The sequence below is a fragment of the Thiohalophilus sp. genome, assembly GCF_031581315.1.
Classification (GTDB): domain Bacteria; phylum Pseudomonadota; class Gammaproteobacteria; order UBA6429; family Thiohalophilaceae; genus Thiohalophilus.
The window spans coordinates 1-15,670 of sequence record NZ_JAVLAZ010000056.1; the positions used below are offsets into that span (position 1 = coordinate 1).

A 15,670-nucleotide genomic window follows, 5' to 3' on the forward strand; every position below is an offset into this window, starting at 1 on the left:
CACCATCCCGACATAATCATCCGGGTAAACGCCCCGGGCATCGATATCAATATGTGCCGCGATGCCGTCTTTCTTGCCGTGTACGTCCACACCGGCCTCGTTGCCCATCACATCGATGTCATAGCCGGCTTTTTTCAGATGCTCATAGGGCACCTGAAACTCGGAGTCCTCAAACCCTTCGCCAACGATAAAGACCAGTTTGCTCATAATGCATCTCCTTGCCATGTTGTGTCAGATAAACTGTAGACCAGTAAACAAGCATGACGCATTGCGAAATTTCAATATTTACCTGTAATCTGCGTGGGTAAAGCGCCGGCTGAATATGTTATACACGTGCCGATAGATTGAGCCCGACATAACCTGGAGAATAACAATGTTGCAACCTGGTCAATTTGCACCGCCTTTTTGCGTCCCGAATCAGTCCAGCCGGCCGGTTTGCCTGGCCGATTTCAAAGGCCTCAAAAACGTGATTCTGTATTTTTACCCCAAGGACGACACGCCGGGCTGTACCGTGGAAGCCAACCAGTTCAGCACACTGGCGGACGAGTTCGCGCAACACGATACCGTCGTTCTCGGCGTCAGCCGGGACGACAGTGACAGCCACCAGGCCTTTATCAGCAAGTTCGATCTGCGCGTCGATCTGCTGGCCGATACCGACGGCGAGCTGTGCGACAAGTACGGTGTCTGGCAGGAAAAGGAAAAAAACGGCGTGAAGAAAATGGGCATCGTGCGCTCGACCTTTGTCATCGACAAAACCGGCAAACTGGCGCACGTGGAATACGGTGTCGATCCCGAAGGCCATGCTCAGGCCATGCTGGAGAAGGTCAAAAGCCTGTGAGAATGCGGCTGTGCCGGGGCCGGACCGGATGGGCCCAGCCCATACCGGCCCATCCTCTAGTGCGCATAATGTATATTATGTTAAATTTAAGAAATAACGTTACTCCGCTGATGCGCTCCAACTGTGTGGGGGTATAAATCTCCGGCTGATCGCGCTTTGCAAGCACGACCAGTCGAAGCAACGCCGCCGATTCATCTCCAATCGGTCGATTCAGAACCACATACGCACACCCGCGACGACCGAGCTGATTTCGGGGTCTTCCCCCTCGGCTTCGGCCAGATCGGCGGTGTCGCCGAGTTTCTTGTTCCAGCTGACGCCAATGTAGGGCGCAAATTCGCGTTTGATTTCATAACGCAGGCGTAATCCCAGTTTAACGTTATTCACCCCCTGGCCGACGCCGAAACGTTCCACCTCGCTGGCGGCATACGAGCTCTCAAAACGACCCTGCAGGATCGTCCGCTGGGTCAGCATCCAGTCGTATTCGGCTTCCAGGTCCGCCGAGGCATCGCCGTCGTCGCTCAGCCGCAGATTGGCATCGACCTCGAACCAGTATGGTGCCAGACCCTGGATACCGAGCACGGCAAAGCCGCGTTCCTTGTCGGGACCGGGGCCGTATTCACGCTGGTAACCGGCGCCCATCTGGAGATCCCAGAAAGGTGCGATCATTCGACTATAGAGGATGTCCAGGGTTTCGATCTCCCCGCCTTCGCCACCGCTGGCGACATCTTCCCCTTCGCCTTCGATGTACAGACGGTTGTAATCGCCGCCATACCAGTACTGGCCTTCCCAGTTGACGGTGTCTTCCTCGTCGGCCCAGGCATATTCCAGGCGATCAATCATCAACTTGCTGTAGTGCGTGGTGTCGTGCACCGGAATCGGCCAGCCGGGTTTCTTGGGTTTCATTTCAGCCTGCGCTGCGGAGACCAGAGTGGTTAACACAACAGTGGCGGCAAGCGTCGATGTGAGCAGATTGTTTGTTAATAGTTTCATTGTAATATCCTCCTGTTGAGTTAAGCCACTGAGACCACGCGGAACATGCCCGCTTTCATGTGGTACAGGAGGTGACAATGAAATGCCCAATCACCGGGGGCGTCGGCCGTAATTTGGGCCGAGAGCATTTCTCCGGGCTTGACGCTGAGCGTGTGTTTGCGCGGCCGGTAATTGCCGTGCTTGTTTTCCAGCTCCATCCACATCCCGTGCAAATGGATCGGATGATCCATCATGGTGTCATTAACCAGGATCAGTCGCAGCCGTTCGCCATGATGGAAGCGAATGGGACCGTCGACCTCGGAGAACTTCTCGCCGTCGAACGACCACATGTAGCGTTCCATATTGCCGGTCAGATGCAGTTCGATTTCCCGTTGTGGCTCGCGTTGATCCGGCCAGGGATGCAATCCGCGCAGATCGTTGTAGACCAGGACTTTATGGCCGACATTTTCCAGTCCGATACCGGGATCATCCATGCGGTTCATCGGATTGGGGGACACCATGGCCGCGCCGGCCCCGTGATTGTCCGGGCCGTGACTGATCTTGCGATCCTGCAACACCCATTTTGAAGCTGAATCCATACTGCCGCCCTGCTCCATCGACATATCCATCTGGCTGTGATCCATTTCACCGCTGTTGGAGGACATATCCATCTGCATGCTGTCCTGGTCCATGGTGTTTTGGGATGACATGTCCATATTCATATCACCATGGCCCATCATGTCGTGATCCATGCCCATGGACTTCATGCCACGTTCCACCGGTTGTGGCCGGAGTTCAGGTACCGGGGCAGTCATGCCTTCGCGCGGGGCCAGGGTTGCGCTGACATAGCCGGAGCGATCCATGGCCTCGGCAAAGATGGTATAAGCCCGATCCCCGTCGGGTTCGACGATGACATCGTAGGTCTCGGCCACGCCGATACGGAACTCGTCGATTGGGACCGGTTCCACGTTCTGTCCGTCGGCTGCGACCACGGTCATTTTCAATCCGGGAATGCGCACATCGAAGAACGACATGGCCGAACCATTAATGAAACGCAGGCGGATCTTCTCCCCACGCCGGAACAGGCCGGTCCAGTTCGAACCTGACGGTAAACCATTAATGAGATAGGTATACACGCTGCCGGTGACATCCAGAATGTCCCGCGGGCTCATGCGCATCTGGCCCCACATCTTCCATTTATCCATTGCCGGTCCCCAGCCCATGCTGGACACATCGTCAAAGAAGTCACCGGTCGTCCGCTTCTGGTAGTTGTAATAGCCTTCGGCTTTTTTCAGATTGGCCAGCACATGGTAGGGATCGTCATAGGTCCAGTCCGAGAGCATGACCACGTAGTCACGGTCATATTCGAAAGGCTCCGGCTGTGCCGGATCGACGATGAGGGGGCCATAATGGCCGAGCTGTTCCTGGAGGCCGGAATGGCTGTGATACCAGTAGGTTCCGCTCTGCCTGACCGGATAGCGGTAAACGAAAGTCTCACCGGGTTTGATACCCGGGAAGCTGACGCCGGGCACCCCGTCCATGTTTTCCGGTAGCAGGATACCGTGCCAGTGAATCGAAGTACTCTCTGACAGGTTATTGGTCACGCGCAGCATCACCTCGCGCCCCTCCTGCATTCGGATGAGCGGCCCCGGGATTGAGCCGTTGATGGTGATCGGATTTGCGCTGCGCCCGCCGATATCCATCGGAGTATGGTCAATCGTCAAATCAAAAATATCGGTGTTGCCGGATACTGTCTTCTGGGCAACCAGGTTGCCGGTCTGTTGCCAGGCATAGGCCGGCGCAAGCCGACCCAGGCCGGCCAGAACGGCCATCGCCGCCGTCCCCTGCAAGAACCGCCGGCGAGTAAACGATGCCGGGTATTTGGAATCGGAATATTCGTTCATGGGAATACCTCCCCTTCTCTATAAGGTGTCGCACTGCCGGGTTGCTGGCAATACGCTCAAAATTGATATTGATGAGAACAACGTACCCGAATGGGTACACAACACAGATAGATCAGGTTTGAGGCGGCCGGGGTTCGGTGGCCTGATAGGCCGTCTGGAAGAAGTTGAACGGTAATGGCATATAGGAAGGTTCAGATTCAGATGACTGGCTCATCATCGCCAGTAATGCTGAGATGCAGTGCGAGCAGGAGCCACAGGACCCGCTACTGTCGCAGCTATTATCAGAACAATGATTACAGCCAGATTTCGAGTCGGATGCGCAACAAACCGCCTTGGCGGATAGCTCAACGCGATTCACCGGATGCGTGTTTTCGCCTACAGCAACAAGTTGCTCGATCATGGGCTCCACGGATTGAAGCCCTGCATCAACCGCTGCTGTTGCCTGTACCGGGAGCATCCCCAGAAACAGCATAAAAACCAGACTTTTCAGCAAGTTACGGTTCATAAGTTTGAGCTTGGGTCAGCATCCATTAAATTTTGACTCTTATTTTATCAGATGGTTCACGTGAAATCATACAAGGTGCACGCTGCATATAGACCAGCCGCCATCACTATACTTCTCCGTTGTGACTGCTGGCCAAAAAGCCGGGGGAGCGCTGTCATCAACAGCCCTCCCCATTGCAGCCCTTACTGGTTGCGCATCCTTTCGTATTCCTGTTGATGCTCCATCATTTGATCCATCATCATTTGCATCATATCCATACGTTGCTGCATATTGCCCATACGTTGTTGCATCATTTCGGGCGACATCTTCTGGCCGGCATCATCGCCGCGCTTGCCCATCATGCCGCCGCCCATCATGCCACGCTGGCCTTCCTTGCCCATCATCATGCCGCCACCCATCTGCTCCATCATCTGCTGGCGTCCTCCCATCATTTCGTTCATTTGCCCCATGCTCTCACGCATCTCCTTCATATGCTGTTGCATGAGTTTCATATGCTTATCCTGGTCCCCGGTCTTGCGGGCCTGTTCCATCATACGGTCCATATTCTGCATACGTTCCTGCATATTCATCATGCCCCCACCATGCTGCGCAGCCGAGGCCGCCATGCTGGTTACCATGAGAATACCGAATACTAATGTTTTAGACTTCATAATCACTTCCTCCTGTTGCAATTGTTGCGCTTCTACTACATGACAAGCTTCTCTCTCAGGGAGAAGCTAACCGTCGTGATACATGTTTACTGCTTACCTCCTGGCCCCGGCCCGAGGGCCGGACTCTTGGTACGGATCTGGTTCGTCTGTACTTGCAGCGCTGTCAACCCATGCTTCGAAAAATGTCCGTGATCGTAATATAGAACATCAATCACGACACCATCACTACCAAAGACGAGCGTGTAAGTCCTATGCCATTCCTTTTTCCCGACATCATACAGCCAACCCTCTTTTCCGTTGGGGAGCGTTAGCTCATTATCTGCCTTACCGTGATGCGCGAAAGCTGTATTCTTGTCAATATCGCTCAGCGGATACATCGACAGAACTTTCTCCGGTTCTTCATTCAACGAAAATTTGGGCGGCATTTCAATGCGACCCTCCTGTGCTACTGACACTGTCCAGGTCGATGTCAGCACGACAATCAACAGCGCGCCAATCCTGTTTTGTATCTTCATAAAGACTTCCTCCGCTTTGATTTCTGTCTACTCATATATCGCCGGCGCTTACCTTGCATATAAACGATCATTCCATTGTCGTCACAATACCGCTGACTAGCTGCCTCGGGTTCGTGCAGGACGGTCGGGCGCTCATCTCGAGTCATTTAACGGGTTAGTGCCGATATTTATGTTCATGTTCAAAAACCGCCTTAACAGCACCAGTTTTTCCAGGGTGACTAATTTTCACCTCGACACGATAGGTACCGTCTTCGGCCATCTTGAAGTAGTTGCCGAATGTCATTGCCCCGGATATAGCCATCGGTTCCAGCTTTTTTCGTATCGGCTGAAGGCCGGGACGGGAGACTTTCGCGGTTACTTCGGCCTCTGTGATGCGTTTTCCACTCTGTTCATCGAACAGGGCTACCATGACATGCTCATAATGGCTATCTCGCGGTGTACCGCCATGCATCTTTCTCTCCGGGTGTTCCGGATCATGGTCAATGACGACGGAAGCCGGAACAACCCCGAGATAGATCGAAACACCCTGCACTGATTTCTGGTTGCTGGGTCCGGAGGCATGTGCCGTCGAAAAAAGCAGCGCAAGCACTGCTATGCTATAAATCAGATAGTTATGCCAAAGGTTTTGTCTTCTCACGTTTCTCTCCTTTCTGGTTATCAGGTGACGATTTGAACAGTTAAGTCAAAATGCATCTGAGTGAACTACCATGGTGTTCGCAAATTCATTCCTCGATTTGTTGACGCCCCAGCAGCCTGGCGTTGATGGCCACGATGACGGTGCTCAGTGACATCAGTGCCGCGCCCATGGCGGGTGATAACACTACCCCCGCGCTATAAGCAACACCGGCGGCCAGTGGTATGGCGACCACGTTATAACCTGTCGCCCAAAGCAGGTTCTGGATCATTTTGTTGTAGGTGGCACGGGAGAGCGCCATGATAGCCGCAACATCACGGGGATCGCTGCGCACCAACACCACATCCGCCGACTCGATAGCGACATCGGTCCCGGCGCCAATGGCAATGCCCAGATCCGATTCCGCCAGCGCGGGTGCGTCATTGACGCCGTCACCCACCATGGCAACCCGTAGACCACGCGCACGGACTTCACGAATTTTGTCGGCCTTCTCGTGCGGCAGCACTTCGGAAAAATAATCATCCAGTTGCAGTTCCTGCGCGACCGCACGTGCTACAGCCTCGCCATCGCCGGTCAGCATCATGCACTGTATACCCAGTGCCTTGAGCCGCTTGATCGCGGCATGGGATTCCTTGCGCACGATATCGGCCAGCGCCAGAGCACCCGTCACCTCACCATCGACAACAAGATAAACCACGGTCTTGCCCTGCTCCGTCACCTGGCGAACCGGGGAGTCATCAAACTGGAAGTGGTTGGCTTTCAGGTAGCCGGAACTGACGATCAGAGTTTCCTTTCCATCAACCTCGGCCTTGATACCTTGACCTGTGATGTTCTGAACATCACTGGCCCGGGCATCCATCAGATCCTGTTCCTGTGCCGAGGCCACTACGCCACGGGCGATGGGATGTTCGGAATGGGTCTCCAGCGCGGCAGCCAGCCGCAGGATCTCTTTGTCGCTAATGTCGGCCAGGGGGATGATATCGGTCACGCCGAAGCGGCCTTCGGTGAGGGTGCCGGTCTTGTCGAAGACAATCGCATCCAGTTCCCGCGCACGCTCAAAGCTGGCTCGATCCCGAATCAATAAACCATGACCGGCGGCCATGCTGGTGCTCACCGCCACCACCAACGGCACGGCCAGCCCCAGTGCATGCGGGCAGGTAATAACCATCACCGTCACCATGCGCTCCAGTGAGAACTCAAAATCCTGCCCGAAGGCTAACCAGATTAACAATGTCAGGATGCCGACCGACAGGGCGATATAGGTCAGCCATTGTGCGGCACGGTTGGCCAGATCCTGCGTTCGTGAACGCGACCCCTGGGCCTGTCGAACCATCTCGATCACCTGCGAGAGGTAGGTCTCCTCCCCGGTCTTGCGGATCTCGATGGTAATGGCACCCTCGCCATTGACGGCGCCGCCAATCACTTCCTCGCCCTCGCCCCGGCTGACCGGTTTGGACTCGCCGGTCAACATCGCCTCGTTGAGACTGCTGCGTCCGTCGATGATCACGCCGTCGGTGGGGACCTTTTCCCCCGGCTTGACCCGGACATGATCGCCCTGTTGCAGTTCCTTCACCGAAATGTCCTCCAGATCACCGCTGGCAGTCACCCGGTGGGCTTCGGTTGGCATGAGTTTGACCAGCGCCTCGAGCGCGCCCGAAGCGCCCATTACCGATTTCATTTCGATCCAGTGGCCCAGCAGCATGACGTCGATCAGGGTGGCCAGCTCCCAGAAAAACACCTTGCCAGACAGGCCGAACACCACCGCAGAGGAATAAAGATAGGCTACGGTAACGGCCAGCCCGATCAGTGTCATCATGCCGGGGGCGCGCTTGCCGATTTCCGAGATGGCACCGGTTAAAAAGGGCCAGCCGCCATAGAAAAACACGCCACTGGACAAGATAAACAGAAGATAACTGTCGCCGGTGAAGGCCAGCGTCTCCCGCAGGCCCAGAAAACTCTGAATCATCGGCGACAGGCCGAGGATGGGAATCGTCAGGATTATTGAAATCCAGAAACGCCGACGGAAATCCTCCACCATCGCCTCGTGATCGTGGCCGCCATGATTATTGTGATGTGAATGGTCATGCCGATGACCGGACTGGTGACCGGCCTGGTCGTGATCATGGTGCTCCATCAGTTGTCCTTTTGGCTGATTTCACGCCGTTTTTGTTCATATTCTTGCTGATCGATCTCGCCACGAGCATAACGCTGGTCGAGTATATCCAGCGCACTGTTACTCCGCCCGCTTTGGTTACCGTTGGCGTTCATGAGCCAGCGTACCGCCACAACGATCAGGACAATCAGGATTATCCAGAACAGCAATCCGAATATGCCCCCTGCGCCGTGCGTAAACCCAATTCCTCCATCCATCATAATTAACTCCCTGGAAGCAGTGTTTGTTTGATTAGCAGCAATGCCGTTTATTTGACAATCGCCATCTGATGGCCTTCGCCACCCGGCAAATCGATTGTTTTGATCACTTTCAACGACTGTTGATCGATCACCCAGATTACCGGTTTGCCGCGACTGGAGACATAGAGGGTGCCCGTGTCCGGGATGGTGTTCAGATGATAGGGCGCCGGTTCCAGCGAAACGGAACGAATTTCACCGCTTTCAGTGTTCACCGCCGACAGGGTTGCGGCCTTCTTGCTGGTGACAAACAGGGTTTTACCGTCATCACCAATATCCAGCCCGTGAGTGTCAGGGCCTATCTCATAAGTTCGCACAAGCTTGCCACTTGCGACCGAGATGGCGGCAACCTTGCCGATACGGGGATTGGTGACATAAAAGGTCTGCTCGTCAGTGGAGAAGACCATATGCTCCGGCGAGGCCCCACCTTCCAGGGTGCGCAATGGCTTCCAGCTGTTCAAATCGATTTCGGTAATGGTCCCATCGCCGCTGTTACTGACATAGGCGCGCCGGCCGTCACGGGTGATCAGAGTGTAGTTCGGCGCGGGTCCGGTCGGGATGCGGCGCACAATCTGGTTGGTGGTCATGTCCAGCACGCTGACATCCCCGCGGGTGGCATGGGTGGAGATGACATAGCGGCCGTCCGGGGTGATCGCCTGATGGTGGCTCCACCCTGCCACGGGGATGGTCTGCATGACATGGCCGTGCGCCGGGTGAATCAGATAGAGCTTGCTGGTAGGTTCATCGGGGCCAGTGTCGGGCGATTGCGCGCTTTCCGCCAGACTGCCGGCAACCAGGTATTCACCGTCCGGCGTGGCCACCAATCCGTGGGGGTTGGTGACATTCGCATACTTCGCGGTGATGCGGTGTGTTTTGGCGTCCACGGCGATGACCTGGTTGGCCGAGCCCAGCGGAATATAGACCGTCGGCGAGGCGAAGGCTGTTGCCGCCCCACCAAGCAGGATGAACAACATCGTTAAGGCACGAGAGAGGGAGTGAATCATTGCTATCTCCCGAAGCAGTTTAATTTGCATTCAATTCGAGATTTTCAACAGTTCACGCAGCTGACTCTCGGTAGGTTGCTCGCGACAAACGATCTGATCGTCGACCAGCAGATTGGGGGAATGACGGATCTGATGGCGGGCAACCAGATCAGGGTTGTCCTCGACATACAAAACTTCATACGGCACCCCCAGATGACTCAGTTCGTTTTCCAGATTAACCCGATGAGTGCACTGATGAGTGGCGATGATTTGCACTTTCATGACTGTCTCCTGATGCCCGACTGACAATAACCGGGCCACGCAAGTTGATTTTCCAATCGACCATAGCGGCCCCTCCCTGTCTTGAAGGTGACAAGATCATTACAATAATGTAATTTAACCGTCGCAGTTTTATCAGGAGGTGTTGTTCCGGCTTATGTTCCGGTATCCGGTACCGTACCGGGCGTGCGTTGAGCTGCTACATCTCACTCTAGTTGCTGTTCTGGATGAACGCCAGGATATCGCGCGCTTCCTGTCCGGTTAGCCCCGCCCGCACCCGCATATGCGTCACGATGGGCTTCCATAAATCATCACGAAACTCCCGGGGATCACGCATATTGTGGCAACGCATGCAGTTTTCCGCCCAGCTTTGCGCGCCGCGGGTAATGTCACCGGCTTTGGGTTCATTTTCTGCCGCGCTCACGACACCGCCCTGTATCATTGTCAGGCTCAAGACCCCTGCAAGAAGCACTGGTGCCAATATCGGTCCGATTGAATAACTCATCGTATTATCTCCTTAAAATCCGTAAGCTATTTGCGCCAGGATGCGGTTATCGTCAGTCGCTGAACCTGTCTGCCCGTCGTTACTCTCATAAGCCAGCTTGGCGATGACATTGGCGGCAAACAGATAGTTGATGCCCAGTGCCCACTGTTTCTGATCATCGTCGGCGTGCGGCGAATCGAAGTCGGTGTAGCGGATCACGCCTTCGAAGTTGCCCGGCAAAAACTTGTATGACGCCTGGGTATACCAGGTCTGCCATTCTCCACCCTCTACTGAAGGCAGCTCCGCCACCTCTGCACGCAGGTATTCGCCCCGCAGTTCCAGATCGCGCCATTGCCAGGCAAAGTCGGCGCCGATCACGTCATAATCCTGGGGTGGCTGTACTTCGGTCTGGTCCTGCGCCTTCCCGGTGACAAAAGAGAGAGCCACCTCCAGGCCCGGAACCGGCAATAACCCAAACCGGCCACCCACGCTTTTGTCACCATCGATATCCCGGGTCCGACCTTCGGCCAGAATCTCATGGACCTCTCCGCCATCCAGTTCCAGTTCAGGCCCGTTTGCGATATACAGGGCATAGTTACCGCGCATCCCCCCCATTGGGAGACCACCCCGTATCTGCAAACCCGTGTCGGAGACCGGGGCCGCGCCCCCGTGCCCGAAGCCCGGCGGCGCCGAAGGCAGTTTGTTGATCCAGGAAGGATGTAGATTCTGGCGGAACTGGCCTACGGGACTGAGGAACTTGCCCGCCACGAGAACAGCATAGTCGTTGAGAAACAGGTCCAGAGTCAGGTATTCCAACTCCGTCTCGGTTTCGCCTTCGGGTCCTACCGTGATCTCCAGCTCGGACTCCAGCATCATCAAGTCCTCGTACTGGTAGTGAAAAATCGGTGCGAACTGGACCTGGTTAAAACTTCCTGTGGAGTCTTCTGAGTCTATATAGCTGACCGCACCATAGCCGGCGAGATGGACCACGGAAGTTGCCTGCTTCCACTCCGATTGCTTGCTGGCAACTTCCTTTATCCTGGTTTGGAGATCTTCGACCTGTTGTTTCAACGCATCGAGTTCACTGGCCAGTACCGGTGCAGACAGCAGACATGCGCCAATGATCAGGCCAAGCTTCGTACTTTTTGGAATCCCGCGTGTGGTACACATAGTGTTTCTCCGCAGCTGGTGGGTTGATTGTTTATTGACCGGATCGTCATTTTTCACTCGATCTTGATTCTGCCGCTCATTCCTGCTTCCAGGTGGCCGGGTATCAGGCAGGCGAAATCAAATGTCCCGGTGTTATCGAACTTCCAGACCAGATCGCCCTGCTCGCCCGGGGCCAGCGATATCATGTTCGGTTCCGTATGCGCCATCCCTGGCATTTTTTCCATCATGTCCGCATGTTCCTTGAGTTCATCCAGGGTACCGATCACCATTTCGTGAGTAATTTTTCCCGTATTCATCACCTCGAAACGGATTGTTTCACCCGCCTTGAATGACATTGACGCCGGCTCAAACCGCATGGTGTCATTCATCAACACGGTAATGGTACGGTCGACCCTGACCGGATTACCTGGGCGGCCGGCGGCGACTTCGTGGGTCTGGTCATCCATATGCGACATGGCATGCGAGCCATGCTCCTGATGACCACCGGCATGCTTGCCACTTGCTATTACCAACCCGGGCAGAGCACCCAGCATCAACACTTGAATTATTGTTCTCATCGAACAGGATCTCCTCGTTGTATTATTCAGTCATAACCAGAAACGGACACCAGCGAGACATCGTGTCTCAGCGGTGTCTTCAGCTGCGGCCTGAGCCAGATACTTCATGCCAGCGAAGACTCGCTGCCGGAATAGGGTCGTTGATGGAGGGGCGATGCGTAGACTGCCGGCGAAATTAATCGGATCGGGCAACACGCTGTGAGACTGGACACCTCGCTTTATCCGAGTCTTCCCCCGGTTATAACTCCTGATTTACTGATTTCGGATATCCCCAGCAGGCCACGCCCTGCTTTACTTGTGAAAAATAACGAGGTTACCCTGTCCCGGAAGTGACCCATTGATTACAATGTTGTAATGGTTATGTCATTTTTTGGTCAGCCGATAGAAAGTAGCCTGAGTTTGAATAGGAAGAACATTCGAGTCGGCATGAGGCTTCACGAAATTATCCGTTTATGCCTGAATAGAGAGGACCAAGCATGAAAATCCTGATCGTCGAGGATGAATCCAAGATCAGTGAATACCTGCGCCAGGGACTCACCGAAGCGGGCTATGTGGTCGACCTGGCCAGAAACGGGCTCGATGGTCATCACCTTGCCATGACGGAAAAGCACGATCTCATCATCCTGGATGTTCTGCTGCCCGATATTGACGGATGGCGAATACTTCAATCCCTGCGCGAGGCGGATAACAAGGTCCCGGTGCTCTTTCTTACCGCGCGAGACAGCATCGAAGACCGGGTCAAGGGTCTGGAGCTTGGTGCCGACGACTACCTGGTCAAGCCGTTTGCCTTTGCCGAACTGCTGGCACGGGTGCGGACCCTGCTCCGCCGTGGTAACGCAAATGCCACAGAAACGACGTTGACGGTCGCGGACCTCGAGCTTGACCTGATGCGCCGGCGCGTCACCCGATCAGGAAAGAAAATACAGCTCACCGCAAAGGAGTTCGCCTTATTGGAATTGATGTTGCGACACTGCGATGAAGTATTACCGCGCTCGTTGATTGCATCGCAGGTGTGGGATATGAACTTTGATAGCGACACGAATGTTATCGATGTTGCCATCCGTCGGCTGCGCGCCAAGATCGATGACGATTTCGAGCCGCGACTTATTCATACTGTACGTGGGATGGGGTACATGCTGGACAGCACGGTTGACAGTTGACTCTAATGCGATTTTTACGACGCCCTCTGTCTCTCGCACTTCGTCTTACGCTGCTGTTTACCATCGCCGCTACTATTGTATTATCAGTGTTCGGCCTGGTGATCAATAAATCGATGGAAAACCATTTTTTCTCGCAGGACACGGATGAACTCAGGGTTATTGTCGATGCCGTACAGAATGCACTGGCAACCGCTAAAAGCGATAAGTATTCAGCGACGCTTGAACAACGCTTCGATGATATCCTGGTAGGACATCACGACGCCTCGCTGTTTGTCACCACACGGGATGATAGGACTCTCTATATCAGCTCCGAGCCGGATCTCTCCACCATCAAAATCCCGCATCAAAGTCAGTTGGAAGATGACCTGGAACGTCGATGGAACTACGATGGCTCGTCTTACACCGTATTAGTTCGTACATTCAACGAAATCGGGCCCGATAACAGAGGGCCTTTTCGTATTGTTGCTGCAGTTCCTTTCGATGAACACCTCCACTTTCTGAACACGTTTCGCCGCAATCTGTGGCTTATGATTGCCGGAAGTGTGATTGTTATGAGCATCATGGGATGGGTCGCCGTCCGACGAGGACACGCGCCACTTCATGAAATCATCTCCCGAATTCGTCGTATCAGCGCGAGGGATCTGGATACTCGCTTGCCCTATGAAGGCGTGCCATATGAACTTGTCGATCTCGTAACCTCGTTCAACGAGATGTTGCAACGCATGGACGAGGCATTCCAGCTCCTTGCGGATTTTAATGCCGATATCGCTCATGAACTTCGTACACCCATAACCAACCTGATGACCCAGACGCAGGTGGCTCTTTCACGTGCACGCACCATAAATGAATACCAGGACATCCTCTATTCAAACGTAGAGGAATACGATCGATTAGCGCAGATGGTCAATGATATGTTGTTTCTGGCCCAAACCGACAATCGTAAGCAAATCGACGTCGGGCCCGTAAATCTTGATGAGGAAGTGGATAAGCTGTTCGATTATTATGGCGGTTGGGCCGAGGAATGCGGCATTGCACTTGAACGAACAGGTGCGGCTGCCGTCCTGGGCCACCAGGCCATGCTGCGCCGGGCATTCGGTAATCTCATCTCCAATGCCATCCGTCATACACCCGCCGGTGGAATTGTACGTGTGACAATCAGTACTGAAAACAGTCGGGTCACTATTGCTGTCGAAAACCCTGGTCAGACTATCCCGCCGGAACATCTCTCAAAATTGTTCGACCGCTTCTATCGTATCGATTTCTCCCGGCAACAAGGCGTTGATGGTGCCGGGCTGGGTCTTGCTATCGTCAAATCGATCGTCACGGCGCATGGTGGAAAAGTTGATGTTACCTCGTATAATGGGCTCACAAGATTCCAGATATCTTTACCGTTACACCAGGGGTCAATCAGTACGGACAACAGGTGAAGGCGCAATAAATCGATAGGGAGGCCATCGACCATCTGCCTGGATTTTCCCTGACAGACGGTATGTCAGTTTTTGTACGACATCTTTAGTACTTGTTGTGGATAAAATACAACCATCTTTTTACGTTTTAATATTATGGGTATTTTTAGCGGTTATTGTGGAAGAACGACGCCAAGTTATTGATTATTAATGTCGGCTACTTAAGTACTTATTGTGGTCGACCAGCACACCGGTCCCTTCCCGGGTAACCAACTAACAGTCGCTGGATTTGTGTGCCGAATCCAGGAAATAACGCCGGTACACATTACGTTGAATTCTCTATAATCCTGTTGAAGCAGGATATTTTTTTATCGTTTGTCAGGTATATCTCAATGTATCGTACTGCGCTTGTTTTACTTGCGGCAATGTTGCTAACAACAGGCTGCATGACGCCCAACCCGTCCGATCCGGCGCTATGGGATATCGACGACGGAAATCTGCCAACGCCGAATATCAGTGTCAACATCAAGGGACTCGGGCCCTGTACCGACAACCCGGACCGCACGTTACACCTTGATTCACAAAGCCCCACCATCATTCTCGCGCATGGCTGCTTTTCCTCGTCGGGTAGATTTCGGGCCCTGTCTGAAGTGTTTGCGTTTCACGGCCAGCAAACTGCCTGTTTTACGTATGACGACCGTGACAGCCTGAACCACAGCGCTGCCGAAATGATTCACAGTTTGCAGCAACTCAGCAAAGCTATGGACAACAAGCAGTTTACAGTCATCGGGCATAGCCAGGGTGGACTGATTACTCGTAAAGCGCTGGTTCGCGAAAGAGACAATCAAATCAATACTGATGCGCAACTTCGCTTGATAACCATCTCGTCACCTTTCAGTGGCATTTCAGCAGCAAACCATTGCGGATCGCCAGTAGCCCGGATTCTTAGCCTGGGTTTGGTAGTGCCGATATGTTATGCGATTAGTGGAGACAAATGGTTTGAAATCACCTCGGCTTCAGATTTTATCCGCAAACCGGGCACTCTGATCCCGCAGGTGAATAACTTTATAAAAATTGTGACCGACGAGAGAAATACATGCCGTCAATATAACCAGGATGGTCGTTGCACAGAAGATGATTATGTATTCAGCCTCAAGGAGCAATATTATCCTCTCGTGGATAATGATGATCGTGTAACCAATATCGA

Annotated in this window: 18 protein-coding genes; 4 read left to right on the forward strand and 14 right to left on the reverse strand. The window is 53.8% G+C overall.

What is annotated here, in order from left to right; genetic code table 11:
• On the reverse strand, positions 1–207 hold a 207-nt coding region (locus RI563_RS09090), incomplete at its 3' end, for a DJ-1/PfpI family protein (protein WP_310694058.1).
• A gap of 166 nt (positions 208–373) precedes the next feature.
• Between RI563_RS09090 and RI563_RS09095 the strand changes: the two genes are divergently transcribed.
• A complete protein-coding gene (locus tag RI563_RS09095; protein WP_310694059.1) occupies positions 374–838 on the forward strand; it encodes a peroxiredoxin in 465 nt (154 codons plus the stop codon).
• Between the two features lie 210 nt (positions 839–1,048).
• Here the strand turns inward: RI563_RS09095 and RI563_RS09100 are convergent, their stop codons facing one another.
• The 13 genes from RI563_RS09100 to RI563_RS09160 form a co-directional block, all read right to left on the reverse strand.
• Positions 1,049–1,828 carry a copper resistance protein B gene (locus RI563_RS09100; protein ID WP_310694060.1) on the reverse strand — a complete coding sequence of 260 codons (780 nt, stop codon included), beginning with the start codon at positions 1,826–1,828 and terminating at the stop codon, positions 1,049–1,051.
• 20 nt (positions 1,829–1,848) lie between these two features.
• On the reverse strand, positions 1,849–3,711 hold the full coding sequence (locus RI563_RS09105) for a copper resistance system multicopper oxidase (protein ID WP_310694061.1): 1,863 nt from the start codon (positions 3,709–3,711) through the stop codon (positions 1,849–1,851).
• A gap of 112 nt (positions 3,712–3,823) precedes the next feature.
• Positions 3,824–4,216: a hypothetical protein gene (locus RI563_RS09110; RefSeq protein WP_310694062.1), complete on the reverse strand. Its 393-nt coding sequence runs from the start codon at positions 4,214–4,216 to the stop codon at positions 3,824–3,826.
• 182 nt (positions 4,217–4,398) lie between these two features.
• Positions 4,399–4,866, reverse strand: coding sequence for a hypothetical protein (locus RI563_RS09115; RefSeq protein ID WP_310694063.1), 468 nt, complete (start codon positions 4,864–4,866; stop codon positions 4,399–4,401).
• Positions 4,867–4,952: 86 nt separating this feature from the next.
• Positions 4,953–5,381, reverse strand: coding sequence for a hypothetical protein (locus RI563_RS09120; protein ID WP_310694064.1), 429 nt, complete (start codon positions 5,379–5,381; stop codon positions 4,953–4,955).
• A gap of 154 nt (positions 5,382–5,535) precedes the next feature.
• A complete protein-coding gene (locus RI563_RS09125) occupies positions 5,536–6,018 on the reverse strand; it encodes a hypothetical protein (RefSeq protein WP_310694065.1) in 483 nt (160 codons plus the stop codon).
• Between the two features lie 85 nt (positions 6,019–6,103).
• Positions 6,104–8,149: a copper-translocating P-type ATPase gene (locus RI563_RS09130; RefSeq protein WP_310694066.1), complete on the reverse strand. Its 2,046-nt coding sequence runs from the start codon at positions 8,147–8,149 to the stop codon at positions 6,104–6,106.
• Positions 8,149–8,388: an SHOCT domain-containing protein gene (locus RI563_RS09135; protein ID WP_310694067.1), complete on the reverse strand. Its 240-nt coding sequence runs from the start codon at positions 8,386–8,388 to the stop codon at positions 8,149–8,151. The genes RI563_RS09130 and RI563_RS09135 overlap by 1 nt, the downstream gene beginning before the upstream one ends.
• Before the next feature lie 47 nt (positions 8,389–8,435).
• Entirely contained in the window at positions 8,436–9,428 is a 993-nt protein-coding gene (locus RI563_RS09140) for a PQQ-binding-like beta-propeller repeat protein (RefSeq protein WP_310694068.1), read from the reverse strand.
• Positions 9,429–9,458: 30 nt separating this feature from the next.
• Positions 9,459–9,689, reverse strand: coding sequence for a glutaredoxin family protein (locus RI563_RS09145; RefSeq protein WP_310694069.1), 231 nt, complete (start codon positions 9,687–9,689; stop codon positions 9,459–9,461).
• Between the two features lie 208 nt (positions 9,690–9,897).
• Entirely contained in the window at positions 9,898–10,110 is a 213-nt protein-coding gene (locus RI563_RS09150) for a hypothetical protein (protein ID WP_310694070.1), read from the reverse strand.
• A 93-nt stretch (positions 10,111–10,203) separates the two neighbouring features.
• The gene (locus tag RI563_RS09155; RefSeq protein WP_310694071.1) at positions 10,204–11,340 is read right to left on the reverse strand and encodes a porin; all 1,137 of its coding nucleotides are present in this window, start codon (positions 11,338–11,340) and stop codon (positions 10,204–10,206) included.
• Between the two features lie 53 nt (positions 11,341–11,393).
• On the reverse strand, positions 11,394–11,897 hold the full coding sequence (locus RI563_RS09160; protein ID WP_310694072.1) for a cupredoxin family protein: 504 nt from the start codon (positions 11,895–11,897) through the stop codon (positions 11,394–11,396).
• A gap of 476 nt (positions 11,898–12,373) precedes the next feature.
• Here RI563_RS09160 and RI563_RS09165 point away from each other — a divergent pair, with 476 nt between their 5' ends.
• From RI563_RS09165 to RI563_RS09175, 3 genes are all read left to right on the forward strand, one after another.
• Positions 12,374–13,057, forward strand: coding sequence for a heavy metal response regulator transcription factor (locus RI563_RS09165; protein ID WP_310694073.1), 684 nt, complete (start codon positions 12,374–12,376; stop codon positions 13,055–13,057).
• A 5-nt stretch (positions 13,058–13,062) separates the two neighbouring features.
• The gene (locus tag RI563_RS09170) at positions 13,063–14,484 is read left to right on the forward strand and encodes a heavy metal sensor histidine kinase (RefSeq protein WP_310694074.1); all 1,422 of its coding nucleotides are present in this window, start codon (positions 13,063–13,065) and stop codon (positions 14,482–14,484) included.
• Between the two features lie 371 nt (positions 14,485–14,855).
• Positions 14,856–15,670, forward strand: an 815-nt coding sequence (locus tag RI563_RS09175; RefSeq protein ID WP_310694075.1) for an alpha/beta hydrolase, incomplete at its 3' end; no start/stop codon positions are given.